The 15,568-nt window shown below is 73.3% G+C and carries 13 protein-coding genes; 2 read left to right on the forward strand and 11 right to left on the reverse strand.

The window, feature by feature from the left end; genetic code table 11:
* Positions 1-28: 28 nt before the first annotated feature.
* Positions 29-199 (reverse strand): hypothetical protein, encoded by a 171-nt coding sequence (locus tag EKH77_RS33025; protein WP_164737820.1) that lies wholly within the window; start codon positions 197-199, stop codon positions 29-31.
* 124 nt (positions 200-323) lie between these two features.
* Here EKH77_RS33025 and EKH77_RS19085 point away from each other — a divergent pair, with 124 nt between their 5' ends.
* Entirely contained in the window at positions 324-587 is a 264-nt protein-coding gene (locus tag EKH77_RS19085; RefSeq protein ID WP_417922818.1) for a GntR family transcriptional regulator, read from the forward strand.
* 181 nt (positions 588-768) lie between these two features.
* Here the strand turns inward: EKH77_RS19085 and EKH77_RS19090 are convergent, their stop codons facing one another.
* A complete protein-coding gene (locus EKH77_RS19090) occupies positions 769-1,626 on the reverse strand; it encodes an alpha/beta fold hydrolase (protein ID WP_126915554.1) in 858 nt (285 codons plus the stop codon).
* Positions 1,623-2,210 carry a TetR/AcrR family transcriptional regulator gene (locus EKH77_RS19095; protein WP_126915555.1) on the reverse strand — a complete coding sequence of 196 codons (588 nt, stop codon included), beginning with the start codon at positions 2,208-2,210 and terminating at the stop codon, positions 1,623-1,625. The genes EKH77_RS19090 and EKH77_RS19095 overlap by 4 nt, the downstream gene beginning before the upstream one ends.
* 190 nt (positions 2,211-2,400) lie before the next feature.
* Here EKH77_RS19095 and EKH77_RS19100 point away from each other — a divergent pair, with 190 nt between their 5' ends.
* Positions 2,401-3,936, forward strand: a complete 1,536-nt coding sequence (locus tag EKH77_RS19100) for an alpha/beta hydrolase (protein ID WP_126915556.1) — start codon at positions 2,401-2,403, stop codon at positions 3,934-3,936.
* Positions 3,937-4,079: 143 nt separating this feature from the next.
* On the opposite strand, the gene EKH77_RS19105 is transcribed toward EKH77_RS19100, so the two are convergent.
* From EKH77_RS19105 to EKH77_RS19140, 8 genes are all read right to left on the reverse strand, one after another.
* A complete protein-coding gene (locus EKH77_RS19105) occupies positions 4,080-4,472 on the reverse strand; it encodes a hypothetical protein (RefSeq protein WP_126915557.1) in 393 nt (130 codons plus the stop codon).
* A 135-nt stretch (positions 4,473-4,607) separates the two neighbouring features.
* Positions 4,608-5,255: a TetR/AcrR family transcriptional regulator gene (locus EKH77_RS19110; RefSeq protein WP_126915558.1), complete on the reverse strand. Its 648-nt coding sequence runs from the start codon at positions 5,253-5,255 to the stop codon at positions 4,608-4,610.
* Positions 5,243-6,037 (reverse strand): enoyl-CoA hydratase family protein, encoded by a 795-nt coding sequence (locus EKH77_RS19115; protein ID WP_126915559.1) that lies wholly within the window; start codon positions 6,035-6,037, stop codon positions 5,243-5,245. Before EKH77_RS19115 ends, EKH77_RS19110 begins: the two co-directional genes overlap by 13 nt.
* Before the next feature lie 27 nt (positions 6,038-6,064).
* Positions 6,065-7,225 (reverse strand): acyl-CoA dehydrogenase family protein, encoded by a 1,161-nt coding sequence (locus EKH77_RS19120; RefSeq protein ID WP_126915560.1) that lies wholly within the window; start codon positions 7,223-7,225, stop codon positions 6,065-6,067.
* On the reverse strand, positions 7,222-9,102 hold the full coding sequence (locus tag EKH77_RS19125) for an acetyl/propionyl/methylcrotonyl-CoA carboxylase subunit alpha (protein ID WP_126915561.1): 1,881 nt from the start codon (positions 9,100-9,102) through the stop codon (positions 7,222-7,224). Before EKH77_RS19125 ends, EKH77_RS19120 begins: the two co-directional genes overlap by 4 nt.
* Positions 9,103-9,110: 8 nt before the next feature.
* The gene (locus EKH77_RS19130; RefSeq protein ID WP_126915562.1) at positions 9,111-10,715 is read right to left on the reverse strand and encodes an acyl-CoA carboxylase subunit beta; all 1,605 of its coding nucleotides are present in this window, start codon (positions 10,713-10,715) and stop codon (positions 9,111-9,113) included.
* Positions 10,712-12,586 carry an acyclic terpene utilization AtuA family protein gene (locus EKH77_RS19135; protein ID WP_126915563.1) on the reverse strand — a complete coding sequence of 625 codons (1,875 nt, stop codon included), beginning with the start codon at positions 12,584-12,586 and terminating at the stop codon, positions 10,712-10,714. Before EKH77_RS19135 ends, EKH77_RS19130 begins: the two co-directional genes overlap by 4 nt.
* A 48-nt stretch (positions 12,587-12,634) precedes the next feature.
* Positions 12,635-15,544, reverse strand: a complete 2,910-nt coding sequence (locus EKH77_RS19140; protein WP_126915564.1) for an FAD-binding and (Fe-S)-binding domain-containing protein — start codon at positions 15,542-15,544, stop codon at positions 12,635-12,637.
* Between the last annotated feature and the right edge of the window lie 24 nt (positions 15,545-15,568).

A 15,568-nucleotide genomic window follows, 5' to 3' on the forward strand; every position in this document is an offset into this window, starting at 1 on the left:
ACGGTCCCAAGTGCGACGTCCGGCACGCTCACTTGCCCCACCGCCCCTGCGAATTCACCACGGCGTGTTCGTCGTAGCGGATGCCGCCGGTGTGGGGGAGGGAGAGGACGGGAGGCGGGGTGGGCAGGGGTTCGGGCGCCGTGCGAACGGCGCCGCGAGCCCTGTTCCGGCGGAGCAGGCGGGAGATAAGGTCGCGCATGTCATCAGCTCCTTGCTGGCTGGTGGCCATGCCCCCGGGCCGGTGATGACGGTCGCGGGGGTCTTGCTTGCGGCCACGTTACATAGACCCCCCTGTCCATGCCTATACAAGTACAGTACTGTCTATGTCCGCCTGCATATCGATGCATACAGTCACGCGCGTGATGGAGTTTGATCCGACGCGACCGAAGTGGGCTCAGATCGCGGATGAGATCCGCAGGCGGATCGCCAGCGGTGAATACCCGCCGAACCATTTGATCTCCGAGGTCCAGATGGAAGCGGAGTTCGACGTGGCACGAGGAACCGTCCGCAAGGTGACGGCCGCCCTCCGCGCCGAGGGCCTGATCGTCACCACGCCCGGCATGGGCTCGTTCGTCGCGAAGCGGTAGCGACGCTCACGCCGTGGGGGAGACGGCGGGGTCGGAGAGCCGGGAGACAGCGCGGATCTCAACGACCTGCCGCACGCACGCGGAGGTTTTCGCTGGCACGAACGACGCGCGTCCTCCATCGCGACGGTAGACGGGAGTTCACCGTCCACCAGTCCGGCCCCCGCAGAGACTGCTGGTCCGCCTAGACCAGCACCGCCAGCAGCCGCTCCGCGAACGCCTGCGGCTGCTCGACCGCGCCCAAGTGCCCGCCCGGGAACTCCTCCAGCGGTCGGCCGACCAGCGATGCCAGCCGGGCGATCGGGCCGTACAGCGGCAGCAGGTCGCGTGACTCGTGCGACGCTGCCGGGACGAGCTTCGTGGCAGCGCTGCGCAGCGCGTCGACGGCCGGGACGGTCGAGGAGAACGGGACCAGCATGTGCTCCAGGAAGACCGGCTGGTTGGCGTGCATGCGGGATGCCATTTCCTGGATCTCGGGCGGGAGTTCCATCGCCTCACGGTCCGCCTCACGGTCCGCCGGACGGTCCGCCGGGCGGTCTCCCATCAGGCCCTCGCTGAAGCGTGCCATCGCCGCGCCCACGCCCTCCGCGCGGAAGACCTCGCGAACGTCCGCGAACAGCGCCTTGTGCGGAGCGGGGTCGTCCAGGAGCTCCAGCAGCGGCGGTTCGTGTGCGATCACGCGGTGCACCCGGTCCGGGTGGCGGGCCAGCAGGTCGAGGGCGACGACGGCGCCAGCGCTGCAGCCCAGCACGGATGCCGGCTCGTCCGGTGACAGGTGGTCGATCAGCAGTCGCGCGTCCTCGCTCCACTCCGCGACCCGCTGGTCGCCGAGCGGGACGTGGAGGCGGCTGCGCGACAGGGCGCGCGGGTCGAAGGACGCGACGGTGTACCCGGCGTCGGCCAGGATGCCGGCCATGCCCGCGTACATTCCGGCGTCCCCCGCGCCGCCGGGTATCAGCAGGAGCAGCGGGCCGCTGCCTCGTACCTCGTAGTGCAGGGTCGCGCCGGGTACGTCGAGCTTTCCAGATACGGGCTTGTTCATCGGTTGTCCCCCTCGTTGTTGGTCGGCCAGTTCTCCAGGATCATGTGGAGGGCGTCGAGCGTGCGCGACCACGACGACTCCACCGGGCGGGAGTGGCCGAAGGCTCCGCTGAGTTCCAGGTGGATGTAGCCGTGGAACGTGCTGCGCAGCAGCCGTCCCGCGTCCGTCAGGTCCGGCTCCGTGAGGCCGTAGGCGCGCAGCATGCCGTACGTCAGCTCGATGTTCCGGTGGAATCCGACGGAGTCCCCGATCTCCTCCGGCGTGAACTGCCGCTGCGTCGCCGCGTAGCGGCCGGGGTGCTCCAGTGCGTAGTCGCGGTACGCGTCCGCGAAGGCGACCAGGGCGTCCTTCCCGGCCCGCCCCGCCACGGCGACCGCGATGCGGTCGGCCACCTCCTCGGCGCTGAGCAGGGCGACCCGTACGACCAGCTCCCGCAGGTTCTTGACGTGCGAGTACAGGCTGGCGTCCCGTACCCCGAACTGCCGGGCGAGCGCCGAGACGGTGACCTTCTCCAGGCCCTGCTCGTCCGCCATCGCCGCCGCCGCGGCCGTCAGCTTGGCGGCGGTGATTCCTGCGCGCACCATTCGGGCACCTCATTCGTTCCTGGAGTTCATTCCTAGAGCTCCTAGGGAGGAAGCTAGTGGATCTAGGGTCTGGTGCGCCAGCCCATTTCTTCCGCCCGTCCATTCGGCCCCGCCCGTGTGGCGGGCTCCCCGGCCCCGGCGAAGGATGCGGCGTACAGGTCTCGACCCAGCCCGGACAGGAGAAGGCGCAGTGGACGGCAGTCGGAAGAGTGACGGGTGGTCGCCGGGCCGGTGGTGGCGGAGCCGGCCGCTCTGGCACCGGTGGTGGATCGCCGTCGGGACCTGCCTGGCCGTGGGCGCCTTCGGCGTGGGCGGGCTGCTGGCCGTCGACGCCATCCGGATCGAGCAGGCGCCCTGCGACGACAAGCCGACCGACATCACCACCAGCGACTACACGCTGGACTTCACCGTGCCGAACGGCATGATGCCCGACCCCCAGTTCAACGGGCAGAAGGCGCAGTTGAGCGTCCACCGCGTGGCGCCCGAGTACGCGCACGGGCGGTGCGCGCAGACGCCCGCCCGGGCCGCCGTGCTGATCCACGGCCGCTCGGTTCCCGGACGGGCGGTCTTCGACCTGAAGGGCAAGGACCAGAACAACAACAAGCTCAGCGTGCAGGAGGGACTCGCCCGGGCGGGCGTCGACACGTTCGTGCCGGACCTGCTCGGCTACGGCCGGTCCACGCGCTTCCCGCACGGCCTGGACGACCCCCACAACGCGAGCCGCCCCGCCTTCAACGCCGGCAGCACCACCTGCGCCTTCCCGACGGGGTGCGACCGTACCCACAACGCCCAGATCTTCCCGCTCGACCAGCAGCGCACGAAGCTCGGCACCAACCCCCTCGCCGGCAAGATGTTCGCCCACTCCAGCGACGTGCGCTTCGCGACCATCGACACCTGGGTGCGTGACATCCGCCAGGTCATCGACGACGCCATCGCCAAGGCCCAGCCCACGAACGGCAAGGTCACCCTCGTCGGGTACTCGCTCGGGGGACCCCGCGTCGGACGGACCCTCTACGCGGCCAACCCCAACCCGCTCCTCCCCGACAGCGCGACCTGGATCGGGAAGGTCGACCGGGCCGTCTTCATCGCGTCGATCTTCGGCATGCCGACGGAGGAGACGACACCGGCGGGAGGGTTCGTCTCGTTCCCCATGACGGTCGCCGACAAGGCGGCGATGACGTCCATGCCGCTCGCGAACGGACCCGGCACGAACGAGCAGAGCTGCTCCGGCCGCGTCGTGCCGGGCAGCCAGGACGAGGTCTGGAAGGAACTCATGAAGGACGACGGCGCCGGGAAGGACTGGGGCGGCGACGACCCCCACCACCCCGCCGGCCTCAACCGCTCGCCCACCTTCTCCACCTACGGCTGGAACACCGCGGTCGCGGGCCAGGTGACGGTCCCGACCCTGATCCTCCACGGCTTCGGCGACGGCACCGCGCCGGTGGCGAACTCCACGGCCATCTACAACGCGCTCCCGGCCGCGACGAAGAACAAGGTGGTCGTCCAGATCACGTGCGCGAGCCACGTGTTCATGTACGAGGGCTGCTCCGGCGACCGCTGCAACGCCCCGAGCCCGTCGACGGTCTACGGCCAGCAGCCCGGTACGCCGTGGGCGGGGCCGCACGGCACGGCCACCGCGGCGCTCGCCGAGTGGATCACGAACGGCACCTTCAACGGGGCGGCGAGCGGGAAGTTCACCGTGGACGGGAGCGGGGTCGTCCACTAGGGCCCCGACGTCGGCTAGAGCCCCGACGTCGGCGCCGGGGCCGTGTCCACGACACGACCCCGGCTGTCAGACGCGGCTGCCCCGCGTCCCGCCCGTTCCGTCCGTTCTCAGGAGCGCGGCGGTTGCGAGGCGCTGCGGTCGCCTCACGGGCGCACCAGCACGATCGAGTTGATCGGCGTCAGGTTGAGGTAGAGGCCGTTCTGCGGGGCGATGTCCGTGCAGGATCCGCCGCCGTTGTAGCCGGTGCAGGCGCGCGCGTGGGCGCCGCCGTACTGGTTGTTGAGGACCCAGTGGTTGCCGTACTGGTTGTTCAGGTTGTGGGCCCCGTAGCTCTCGAATACGAGCGACGGGCTGACGGCCGGGTTCTGGTCCTGCGGGTACACGCAGACCGCGCCCCACGGACAGCCGGCCCATGGCCCGTCCGCGGGCTTGGCCTCCGCCGTGCCCACCGCCATCACGGCCGCCGTGGCGGTCACGGCGGCCACGGCCGCCGCCCGACGGAACAGCTTGCGCTTGCCGTTCTCACGCAGTGCCATGCGAGATTCCCCCTTGTGCATCCTGAATCCCTGGTTCACGCCCGCCGCTCCTGCGACGGGCACGGAAACGAGTCTCCACAGGAGGCGGGGGGAGCGCCTCCGGGTTCGGTCGTGGTCGAAACGCACTGGTGGGATTCAGCCGCGTCCGCGTGGTCGGAGGACGTCGTCGAGGAGGGCGGCCCAGTGGGCCACGACGCGTTCGCGGCGGGCGCTGTCGTCCGTGAGGAGGTTGGCCAGGCCGAGGCCTCGCGCCATGTCGAGGAAGCCCTGGACGGTCTCCCGTACGCCCGGGACGCTCTCGTCCGCGCCCAGCAGTTCCACGGCCATCCGGTGCACCTCCCGTCCCACCCGTACCTCCAGGTCCACCACCCGGCTCCGGAGCGGCTCCTCGTTCGCCGCCGCCACCCACAGCTGGAGGGCCGCGCGGAAGAGCGGGCCGGTGCAGAGGTCCGCGATGCCCTCGACCACGGCGTACGTACGGGCCGGGCCCACGACCGGGCGGGTGGCGGACAGCAGCCCGCGCAGCGCCGCCGACCGCTCCTCCGCCACGTGCTCCACCGCCGCCGTGAACAGGTCCTCGCGGGTGGGGAAGTGGTGCTGGGCCGCACCTCGCGACACCCCCGCACGCTCGGCGACGACCGCGACCGTCGAACCCGCCCAGCCGTGCTCGGCCAGGCACGCCACGGCGGCCTCCAGGAGGTGGCGGCGGGTGGCCCGGCTGCGGTCCTGCTTGGGGAGGTTGGGGGCATGGGGGGCGTTGGTACGGCTCGTCAACGTGCCCATGCCGGATCCCGCTTCTCCAGGAACGCCGCCATGCCCTCCCGGGCCTCCGCCGAGGCGAACAGCCGCGCCGACCGCTCCGCCAGCTCGGCCGCGTCACGGTCGAAGGCCCGCAGGACCTCCGCCGTGACCAGGCGTTTCGACTCCGCCAGGCCCTGGGGGGAGGCCCGGCGGAGGCCGTCGAGGATCGCTTCCAGGGGCACGTCGACGGCGCTTGTCGCCCCCGTGATCAGGCCGATCCGTGCCGCCTCCGCCGCGTCGAAGCGCTCGCCCGTCAGGTAGTAGCGGCTCGCCGCCCTCGGGTCCAGGCGGGGCAGCAGCGGCAGGGAGATGACCGCGGGTGCCAGCCCGATCCTCGACTCCGTGAAAGCGAACGTCGAGGTTTCGTCCGCCAACGCGATGTCGCACGCCCCCACCAGCCCCAGGCCTCCCGCCCGTACATGCCCGCGCACCACCGCCACCACCGGCTTGGGCAGTTCCACGACCGTACGCAGCAGGCCGACGAGCGCCTCCGGGCCCGTGGCAGGCGCCTCCGGGCCCGTCGGGGCCGGCTCGGTGAGGTCGGCGCCCGAGCAGAAAGTGGTGCCGGTGTGGGTGAGCACCACCGCGCGGGTGTCCGCGTCGTCCGCCGCCCGCGCCAGCCCCTCCCGTAACTCGGCCACCAGGCGGGTGGAGAGGGCGTTGCGGTTGTGCGGGGAGTCCAGGGTCAGGGTGGTGACGCCCCGCTCGTACGCGCTGTTGACCGGGCTGTGGGCCGATCCGTGGACCGAGCTGTGATCCGACACGAGCGCTCCTTTCCATAGGACGTGAGCTCAGTAGGACTTGGGCAGGCCCAGCGTCCGGTGCGACACATAGTTAAGGATCATTTCCCGGCTCACCGGCGCCACGCGTGCCACCCGCGCCGCCGTGATCAGCGAGGCCAGCCCGAACTCCGAGCTCAGGCCGTTGCCGCCGAGGGTGTGCACCGCCTGGTCGACGGCCCGGACCGCCGCCTCGGCGGCCGCGTACTTGGCCATGTTGGCCGCCTCGCCCGCGCCCTCGTCGTCCCCGGCGTCGTAGAGGTGCGCCGCCTTGTACATCATCAGCCGGGCCAGCTCGATCTCGATGTGCGACCGCGCGAGCGGGTGGGCTATGGCCTGGTGGGCGCCGATCGGTTCGTCCCACACCCGGCGGTCGCGGGCGTACCCGACGGCTCGCGCGATCGCGTACCGGCCCATCCCGATCGCGAACGCCGCCGTCATGACGCGCTCCGGGTTGAGCCCGGCGAAGAGCTGGAGCAGGCCCGCGTCCTCGTCGCCGACGAGCGCGTCCGCCGGCAGCCGGACCTCGTCGAGGACGAGCTCGAACTGCTTCTCCGGGGAGGCGATGTCCATGGGGATCCGGAGGCGGGTGAAGCCGGGCGCGTCACGGTCGACGATGAACAGGCAGGGCTTGAGCCGGCCCGTCCGCGCGTCCTCCGTCCGCCCGACGATCAGCGTCGCGTCGGCGACGTCCACGCCGGAGATGAACACCTTCCGGCCGGTGAGCAGCCAGTCGCCGCCGTCGCGGCGGGCGGTGGTGGTCAGCCGGTGGGAGTTGGAACCGGCGTCCGGTTCGGTGATCCCGAAGGCCATTCTCGTGGTGCCGGCCGCGAGGCCCGGAAGCCAGGCGCGCTTCTGCGCGTCCGTGCCGAAGCGGGCGATCACCGTGCCGCAGATGGCGGGGGAGACAACGAGCAGGAGCAACGGGCAGCCCGCGGCGCCCAGTTCCTCCAGCACGATGGTGAGTTCGGTGATGCCGCCGCCCCCGCCGCCGTACTCCTCCGGGAGGTTCACGCCGAGGTAGCCGAGCTTGCCGGCCTCCGCCCACAGCTCGTCGGTGTGTTTGCCGTCGCGTACGGACGCGGCGAAGTACTCGCGGCCGTAGCGGGCGCCGAGGGCGGCCACGGCGGTGCGGAGGGCGCGCTGTTCGGGAGTTTCGATGAGCGTGCTCATGAGTTCTCCTCCGTCTCTGTCACCACGGCGAGCGTTTCGCCCGTCTCCACCTGGCGGCCCGGCGTCGCGTGCAGGGCGGTGAGCGTGCCGTCGACGGGGGCCGTCACGCGGTGCTCCATCTTCATCGCCTCCAGCCACAACAGCGGTTGTCCCGCTTTCACGGGCTCGCCGATCGCGATTCCGTCCGCCACGCGTACGACCGTGCCGGGCATGGGCGCGAGCAGCGACCCGGGTTCGGCCGCCGCGCGGTCGGCGGGGTCGGGGAAGCGGGGGAGGGCGGTGAGGGCGTACGAGTCCACGTGCACCCGGCCGTCGGCGTATGCGGTGACCTCGAAGGTGCGGGTGACGCCGTCCGTCTCCAGGGCGACGCGGCCGGGGACCGCCGACACGACACGCACGCCCGGGAAGTCCTCGGGGACGAGGCCGTCGCGGGTGCGGTGGTAGCGGATTTCGTGCTCGGTGCCGTCGGGCTCCGAGCGGTAGCGCTTGGTCTGCGGCTGGGAAGGGACGTTCCGCCAGGCGCCGGGGGCGTGGGCGCCGGCGAGGGCCGCCGCGAGGGCGGCGAGCCGTGCGTCGCGGGGGCGGGTGAGAGCGGGGAGGTTGCGTTCGAGGAAGCCGGTGTCCGGCGCGCCCGCCTGGAACTCCGGGTGCCGGAGGGCTCGTACGAGCAGGTCGCGGTTGGTGTGCGGGCCGTGGATGGCGGCGTGTTCGAGGGCGTGGGCGAGCTTGCGGATCGCTTCGCGACGGGTGGGGGCCCATGCGATTGCCTTGGCCAGGAGGGGGTCGTAGTGGGGAGGGACGGTGTCACCCTCGGCGTACCCCGCGTCCAGGCGGAGTCCCGGACCCCCGGCCCGCAAACGCCGGACGGGCCGGTCCAGACTCCCCTCCGCCGCCAGCCGGGCCTCCACCGCGTGGCCGTACGGCTCAGGGGCCGCCCCCAGCGCCTCCCCCTCCGCCACCCTGATCTGCAGCGCCACCAGGTCCACCCCGTACACCGCCTCCGTCACCGGATGCTCGACCTGGAGCCGGGTGTTCATCTCCAGGAAGCACGGCCCCCGCCCGCCTGTGGGGAGCAGGAACTCCACCGTCCCCGCGCCCACGTACCCGATCGCCCGTGCCGCCGTCTCGGCGGCCGAGGTCAGCGCGGCGCGCACCGGGTCCGGCAGGTCCGGGGCCGGGGCCTCCTCGACGACCTTCTGGTGGCGGCGCTGGAGGGAGCAGTCGCGCGTGCCCAGCGTCCACACGGTGCCGTGGGTGTCGGCGAGGACCTGCACCTCCACATGGCGCGCGCCCTCCACGTACGGTTCGACGAAGACCTCGCCGTCGCCGAAGGAGGCCGCCGCCTCCGCCCGCGCCGAGACCAACTCCTCCTCCAGTACGGCGAGATCGCGCACCACCCGCATCCCGCGCCCGCCGCCGCCCGCCGCCGCCTTGATCAGCACGGGGAGGTCGGAAGCGGTCAGTCCCGCCGGGTCCAGCGGGGCGAGGAGCGGTACGCCGGCGTCCGCCATGACGCGCTTGGCTCGGGTCTTGGAGGCCATGGCCTCGATCGCCTCCGCCGGTGGGCCGATCCACACCAGCCCCGCGTCCGTGACGGCCCGCGCGAAGCCGGCGTTCTCCGAGAGGAAGCCGTACCCCGGGTGCACGGCGTCCGCGCCGGCCGTCAGCGCGGCCCGTACGACGAGGTCGCCCCGGAGGTACGTCTCCGCCGCCGTGGTGCCCGGCAGGCGGACGGCCGTGTCGGCCGAGCGCACGTGGAGGGCGCCGGCGTCCGGGTCCGCGTGGACGGCGACCGTGGCGATGCCCGCCTCCCGGCACGTACGGAAGACCCGGCAGGCGATCTCGCCCCGGTTGGCCACCAGAACCGATGCGATCATTCAGCCCCTCACATCCGGAAGACGCCGAAGCCGCCCCGCGCGCCCTCCACCGGGGCGCCGTGCGCGGCCGACAGACAGATGCCCAGCACGGTCCGCGTGTCGCGCGGGTCGATGACGCCGTCGTCGTACAGCCGCCCGGACAGGAACAGCGGCAGCGACTCCGCCTCGATCCGCTCCTCGACCATCGCGCGCAGCGCCACGTCCGCGTCCTCGTCGTACGGCACACCCTTTGCCGCCGCCGACGCTCGGGCGACGATCGACAGGACGCCCGCGAGCTGCTGCGGTCCCATGACGGCGGACTTCGCGCTCGGCCAGGCGAAGAGGAAGCGCGGGTCGTAGGCCCGGCCGCACATCCCGTAGTGCCCGGCGCCGTAGGAGGCGCCCATGAGGACGGACAGGTGCGGGACCCGGGAGTTGGACACCGCGTTGATCATCATCGCGCCGTGCTTGACGATGCCGCCCTGCTCGTAGGCCCGGCCGACCATGTAGCCCGTGGTGTTGTGGAGGAAGACCAGCGGGATGTCGCGCTGGTTGGCGAGCTGGATGAACTGCGCGGCCTTCTGCGACTCCGCGCTGAAGAGCACTCCCTGGGCGTTGGCGAGGACGCCGACGGGGTAGCCGTGCAGCCGCGCCCAGCCGGTCACCAGGCTCGGCCCGTAGAGCGGTTTGAACTCGTCGAAGTCAGAGCCGTCCACGATCCGCGCGACGACCTCGCGCGGGTCGAACGGGATCCGGAGGTCGTCCGGTACGACGCCGAGCAGTTCCTCCTCGTCGTACAGCGGGGGCGCGACGGAGGACGGCGGCGGGGCGGGGTGGGCCCGGCGGTGGTTGAGGCGGGCGACGATCCGGCGGGCCTGGCGCAGCGCGTCCCGCTCGCCTGTGGCGAAGTGGTCCGCGAGCCCGGACGTGCGGGCGTGCATCGCGGCGCCGCCCAGCGACTCGTCGTCGCTCTCCTCGCCCGTGGCCATCCGCACCAGCGGCGGGCCGCCCAGGAAGACCTTGGCCTGCTCCTTCACCATGATCACGTGGTCGGACATGCCGGGGACGTACGCGCCGCCCGCCGTGGAGTTGCCGAAGACGACGGCGACGGTGGGGATGCCGGCGGCCGACAGCCGGGTCAGGTCGCGGAAGAGCGCGCCGCCCGGGATGAAGATCTCCTTCTGGCCGGTCAGGTCCGCGCCGCCCGACTCCACCAGCGAGATCACCGGCAGCCGGTTGGCGCGGGCGATCTCGTTGGCCCGCAGGGCCTTCCGCAGCGTCCAGGGGTTGCTGGCCCCGCCGCGCACGGTCGGGTCGTTGGCGGTGATCAGGCACTCGACGCCCTCGACCACGCCGATCCCGGTGACGATCGACGCGCCGACGGTGTGGTCGCTGCCCCAGCCCGCCAGCGGCGACAGCTCCAGGAACGGGGTGTCGGGGTCGAGCAGCAGCTCGACGCGCTCGCGGGCGAGCAGCTTGCCGCGGGCGCGGTGCCGGGCGGTGTACTTCTCGCCGCCGCCCGCGACGGCCTTGGCGTGCTCGGCCTCGACCTCGGCGAGCTTGGCCAGCATGGCGGCGCGGTTGGCCGCGTGGTCGGGGGAGGCCGGGTCGAGAGCGGAGCGCAGGACGGTCACAGCTCCTCCAGCCCTCGTGCCTCCCGCGTCTCGAGTAACTCCCGTGCTTCACGTGCCTCCCGCGTCTCGCGTAACTCCCGCAGCAGCGCCTCGGGGAGGTCCACGTGCCGGGAGCGCAGCCACTCGCCCACCGCCTTGGCCTGCGGGTCGAAGCGGGCCTGGGAGGCGACGCCCTCACCCAGCAGGCCGTGCACGACGAAGTTCAGCGCCCGGAGATTGGGCAGCACGTGCCGCTCCACGACGAACCCGGCCGTCTCCGGCAGCAGTTGCCGCAGCCTCGGCACGGTCAGCTCGTGCGCGAGCCAGCGCCACGCTCCCTCGCCACGCGCCCACACACCGATGTTCGCGCTGCCTCCCTTGTCCCCGCTGCGCGCCCCCGCGATCAGCCCCAGGGGCGCCCGGCGCGTGGGCCCGGCGGGCAGCGGATCGGGCAGCAGCACCGCCGGCCGGCCCACGGCCGCGCCCCGGCCCCCGGTCCGGGCCGGCGGCGGCAGGACCGGCACCCGCGCGCCGTCCGGCAGCACTGCCACGTGCCGGACCGCCTCCGGCGGCACGTACGCCGCCTCGAACACCCCGTACGGCGTGCCCTTGCCGGGCGGCGCGGCGATGTGGAAGCCGGGGTAGCTGGCCAGCGCCAGCTCGACGCACGCCGCCCGCACGGCCCGGCCCACCTCGGGGTCGCGGTCGCGCACCACCAGCCGCAGCAGCGCGCTCGCCTCCTCCTGGACGGGCGCGTCGGACCGGTCCGTACGGGCGAGGGTCCAGCGGACCTCGGCGGGGTGCCGGGCGGCGAGCACGCTGTCGAGCTGCGCGCGGACGAGCCGGGCCTTGGCCTCGACGTCCAGGCCGGTCAGCACGAACGTGACCTCGTAACGGTGGCCCCCGGCACGGGTGACGCCCACCTTCAGCGTGGGCGGCGGGTACTCGCCGCGCACCCCGTCGACCCGCACCCGGTCCGGGCCGTCGGCGGTGAGCCGGACCGTGTCCAGCCGGGCGGTCACGTCGGGGCCGGGGTAGCGGGCACCCGCCGTCTCGTACAGCAGCTGCGCGGTGACGGTCCCGACGGTCACCGCGCCGCCCGTCCCCGGGTGCTTGGTGATGACGGCGGAGCCGTCGGCGTGGATCTCGGCGAGCGGGAAGCCGGGGCGTGGCGGGGTGCGTTCGCCGAGGACGTCCTGGAAGAAGGAGTAGTTGCCGCCCGTCGCCTGCGTCCCGCACTCCAATATGTGCCCGGCGACGACCGCGCCCGCGAGCGGGTCGAGATCGTCGTCGGTCCAGCCGAAGTGGGCCATCGCCGGGCCGGTGACCAGCGCCGCGTCCGTCACCCGGCCGGTCACCACGATGTCCGCGCCCGCCCGCAGGCACTCGGCGATGCCCGCGCCGCCGAGGTAGGCGTTGGCGGTGAGGGCGCCCTTGACCCAGGGGGCGTCCGCGAGGGCTTCGGGGAGGCCGTCCGCGCGTTCGGCCCGTTCGGCCCGTTCGGCTCGTTCGGCTCGTTCCGCCAGGAGGTCGTCACCGGTGACGTAGCCGATGCGCGCCGGCACGCCGACGCGGTCGGCGAGCTCCGCGATCCGCTCGGCGAGCCCGGCGGGGTTGAGGCCGCCCGCGTTGGCGACGATCTTCACACCGTGGTCGGCGGCCAGCCCCAGGCCCTCCTCCAACTGGCCGAGGAACGTGCGCGCGTAGCCGGTCCCGGGATCCTTCAGCCGGTCCCGGCCGAGGATGAGCATGGTCAGCTCGGCGAGGTAGTCGCCGGTCAGGACGTCCAGGGGGCCGCCGGTGAGCATCTCGCGCAGGGCGTCGAAACGGTCGCCGTAGAAGCCGGAGGCGTTGCCGACACGCAGCACCGGGGCGGAAGCGGGTTCGGGCATGGCACCGGAGGGTGACAGCGGGCCCGGAAACAAGCAAGCGTGCTTGCATCATTTTCGGCCGGTCGAGGAGGTCGAGGAGGGGAGATGGCGGGCCAGCACCTCGGCCAGATGGAGACTTTCGGTAAACGCGAGTTGACGAATCTGTGTACGGCAGGAAAACCCGTCCGCGAGGACGTAAGCCCCCTCGGGCGCCCGGCGCAGGGCGGGGAGCAGTTGCTCCTCGGCGCAGGCGACGGACACGTCGTAGTGGCCGCGCGTGAAGCCGAAGTCGCCGGCGAGGCCGCAGCATCCGCCGCTCAAGTCACCGTGCAGGCCCGCCCTTTGGCGGAGGCGGCGCTCGGCCGCGTCGCCGAGCACGGCGTGCTGGTGGCAGTGCGTCTGCCCGGCGACGGGCCGGTCGACGCGGGGCGGCTCCCAGTGCGGGGCACGCTCCTCGAGGACCTGCGCGAAGGTCCGTACGGACGCGGCGAGGCGCGCGGCGCGCGGATCGTCCGGAAGCAGCTCCGGGAGGTCGGTGCGGAGGGTGGCGGCGCAGCTCGGTTCGAGGACGAGGACGGGGGTGTCGGAGGGGAGAACGTCCAGGGTGCGGCGCATGACGGCGCGGGCGCGGTCGAGCTGGCCGGTGCTCAGCCAGGTCAGGCCGCAGCAAACGGGCCGGTCCGGGACGGTGACGTGCAGCCCGGCGTCCTCCAGGACAGCGACGGCGGCGCGGCCCACGCCGGGGGAGAGGTGGTCGGTGAAGGTGTCGGGGAAAAGGATCACGCGGTTCGCGGCATCGGGGAGCGGGCTTCCGTGATGATGCGCGCTGTCACGACGCTCCCGCTGGCGCTCCTGCCCCCGCCACCAGCGGGTGAAAGGTTCCGCCGCGAGCGGTGGGATGTCCCGTTCCGGGGCGATGCCGCCCAGCCGTTTGGCGGCGGCCGCCAGCGGCCGGACCCGCGCCAGGCCGTTGAGCACGGGCGCGGCCCGTACGGCGGCGGCCGCGCGGAGCCACACCGGCAGCCGGCCCATCGAGTAGTGGGCCGCCGGCCGCAACCGGCCCGCGTAGTGGTGGTGGAGGAACTCGGCCTTGTACGTGGCCATGTCCACGCCCACCGGGCAGTCGCTGCGGCAGCCCTTGCACGCCAGGCACAGGTCGAGGGCCTCGCGCACCTCCTCCGAGCGCCAGCCGTCCGTGACGAGCTCGCCCGCCAGCATCTCGTGCAGCAGCCGGGCCCGGCCCCGGGTGGAGTGCCGCTCGTCACGGGTGACCCGGTAGGACGGGCACATCACACCCGTACCGGCCGTCGTCTCGCGGCACTTGGCCACCCCGACGCACCGCCGGACCGCCGCCGTGAAGTCCCCGCCGTCCTCCGGATAGCCGAACTCCACGGGGACCGGCCCCTTGGGCAGCACCTCGAAGCGGAGGTTCCGGTCGAGCGGATAGGGGCGGACGACCATGCCGGGGTTGAGGCCGCCCGCCGGGTCCCAGAGGTCCTTGAAGCGCTCGAAGAGGCGGACGGCCTCCGTCCCGTACATCCGGGGGAGCAGCTCCGCCCGGGCCTGGCCGTCGCCGTGCTCGCCCGAGAGCGAGCCGCCGTGGGCGACGACGAGGTCCGCCATGTCGTGGGAGAAGTCGCGGTAGCGGCGCACTCCCGCCGGGGTGAGGAGGTCGACGTCGACGCGGATGTGGACGCAGCCCTCGCCGAAGTGCCCGAAGGGCGCGCCGCGCAGCCCGTGGCGGCCCAGCAGCGCCCGGAACTCCCGCAGGTACGCGCCGAGGCGCTGCGGCGGAACGGCGCAGTCCTCCCAGCCCGGCCATGCCTCGCCGCCGTCGGGCAGCCGGGTCGCGGTGCCGGCCGCGTCCTCGCGGACGCGCCACAGGGCCCGTTGGGCGGCCGGTTCGGTCAGCACGGTGTGGCCGCCGGCGCCGTCGGCGGCGGCCGCGCGGCGGAGTTCCTCCGCCCGGGCCGCCGCCGCGCCGGGCGTGGCGCCGCCGACCTCGACGAAGAGCCAGGCCGTGCCCTTCGGCAGCGCGTCCCGGTCCGGGCCCGGGACCAGGTCGGCCGCCATGCCCTCGACCGTCAGAGGCTTGTGCGGCAGGAGCGTGGACGCGGCGTCGGCCGCCGTGCCCTCGTCGGGGTAGCCGAGCACCACCAGCGCGCGGGCGGCGGGGGTGGCGACGAGCCGGACGGTCGCCTCGGTGATCAGCCCGAGGGTGCCCTCGGTGCCGGTGAAGGCCCGGACGAGGTCCGTGCCGCGCTCGGGCAGCAGGGCGTCGAGCGCGTAACCGGAGATGCGGCGGGGGAGGGTGGGGGAGGGGAAGCCGGTGCGGAGGAGGGCCAAGTGGCCGTCCACCAGGGCCTGTACGCCCCTCGCGAGGCGGGCGGGGAGCCCGTCGAGCCCTCGGCCTTTGTCGAGCCGGGCGTGCTCGCCGCCGTACGTCAGCACGTCGAGGGAGAGGACGTTGTCGGCCGTGGTGCCCCAGGCCACCGAGTGGGCGCCGCAGGCGTTGTTGCCGATCATCCCGCCGAGGGTGCAGCGGCCGTGTGTCGACGGGTCCGGCCCGAAGGTCAGCCCGTGGGCGTCGGCCGCCGCCCGGAGCGTGTCGAGGACGACACCGGGGCGGACGACGGCGGTGCGGGCCTCGGGGTCGATCCGTACGACGTCGGTCATGTACCGGGTGAAGTCGAGGACCACGCCCTCGCCGGTCGCCTGCCCGGCGATCGACGTCCCGCCGCCGCGCGCCACGACCGGTACCCCGTGCTCGCGGCAGACGGCGAGCGCGGCGGCGACGTCGTCGGCGTCGCGGGGTGCGACGGTCCCGAGCGGGACGCGGCGGTAGTTGGAGGCGTCCATGGTCGTGAGGGCGCGGGCGGAGGCGGTGAAGTCGACGTCGCCGCGCACGGATGCGCGGAGGGACGCGCGGAGTTCCCCTGTGAGGCCGCGGTGGCTGTCGTGACTGCGGTGATCGCCCATACGACCACCCTTCCCCCGGACCGG

Source organism: Streptomyces luteoverticillatus (assembly GCF_003970715.1).
Lineage (GTDB): Bacteria > Actinomycetota > Actinomycetes > Streptomycetales > Streptomycetaceae > Streptomyces > Streptomyces abikoensis.

What these genes read in the sequence shown, in the direction of transcription:
- EKH77_RS19095 (WP_126915555.1), bottom strand. Translation starts at nt 2,210, where the DNA reads ATGGTGCGCGCAGGAATCACCGCCGCCAAGCTGACGGCCGCGGCGGCG.
- EKH77_RS19110 (WP_126915558.1), bottom strand. Translation starts at nt 5,255, where the DNA reads ATGGGCACGTTGACGAGCCGTACCAACGCCCCCCATGCCCCCAACCTC.
- EKH77_RS33025 (WP_164737820.1), bottom strand. Translation starts at nt 199, where the DNA reads ATGCGCGACCTTATCTCCCGCCTGCTCCGCCGGAACAGGGCTCGCGGC.
- EKH77_RS19120 (WP_126915560.1), bottom strand. Translation starts at nt 7,225, where the DNA reads ATGAGCACGCTCATCGAAACTCCCGAACAGCGCGCCCTCCGCACCGCC.
- EKH77_RS19140 (WP_126915564.1), bottom strand. Translation starts at nt 15,544, where the DNA reads ATGGGCGATCACCGCAGTCACGACAGCCACCGCGGCCTCACAGGGGAA.
- EKH77_RS19105 (WP_126915557.1), bottom strand. Translation starts at nt 4,472, where the DNA reads ATGGCACTGCGTGAGAACGGCAAGCGCAAGCTGTTCCGTCGGGCGGCG.
- EKH77_RS19085 (WP_417922818.1), top strand. Translation starts at nt 324, where the DNA reads ATGTCCGCCTGCATATCGATGCATACAGTCACGCGCGTGATGGAGTTT.
- EKH77_RS19135 (WP_126915563.1), bottom strand. Translation starts at nt 12,586, where the DNA reads ATGCCCGAACCCGCTTCCGCCCCGGTGCTGCGTGTCGGCAACGCCTCC.
- EKH77_RS19090 (WP_126915554.1), bottom strand. Translation starts at nt 1,626, where the DNA reads ATGAACAAGCCCGTATCTGGAAAGCTCGACGTACCCGGCGCGACCCTG.
- EKH77_RS19125 (WP_126915561.1), bottom strand. Translation starts at nt 9,102, where the DNA reads ATGATCGCATCGGTTCTGGTGGCCAACCGGGGCGAGATCGCCTGCCGG.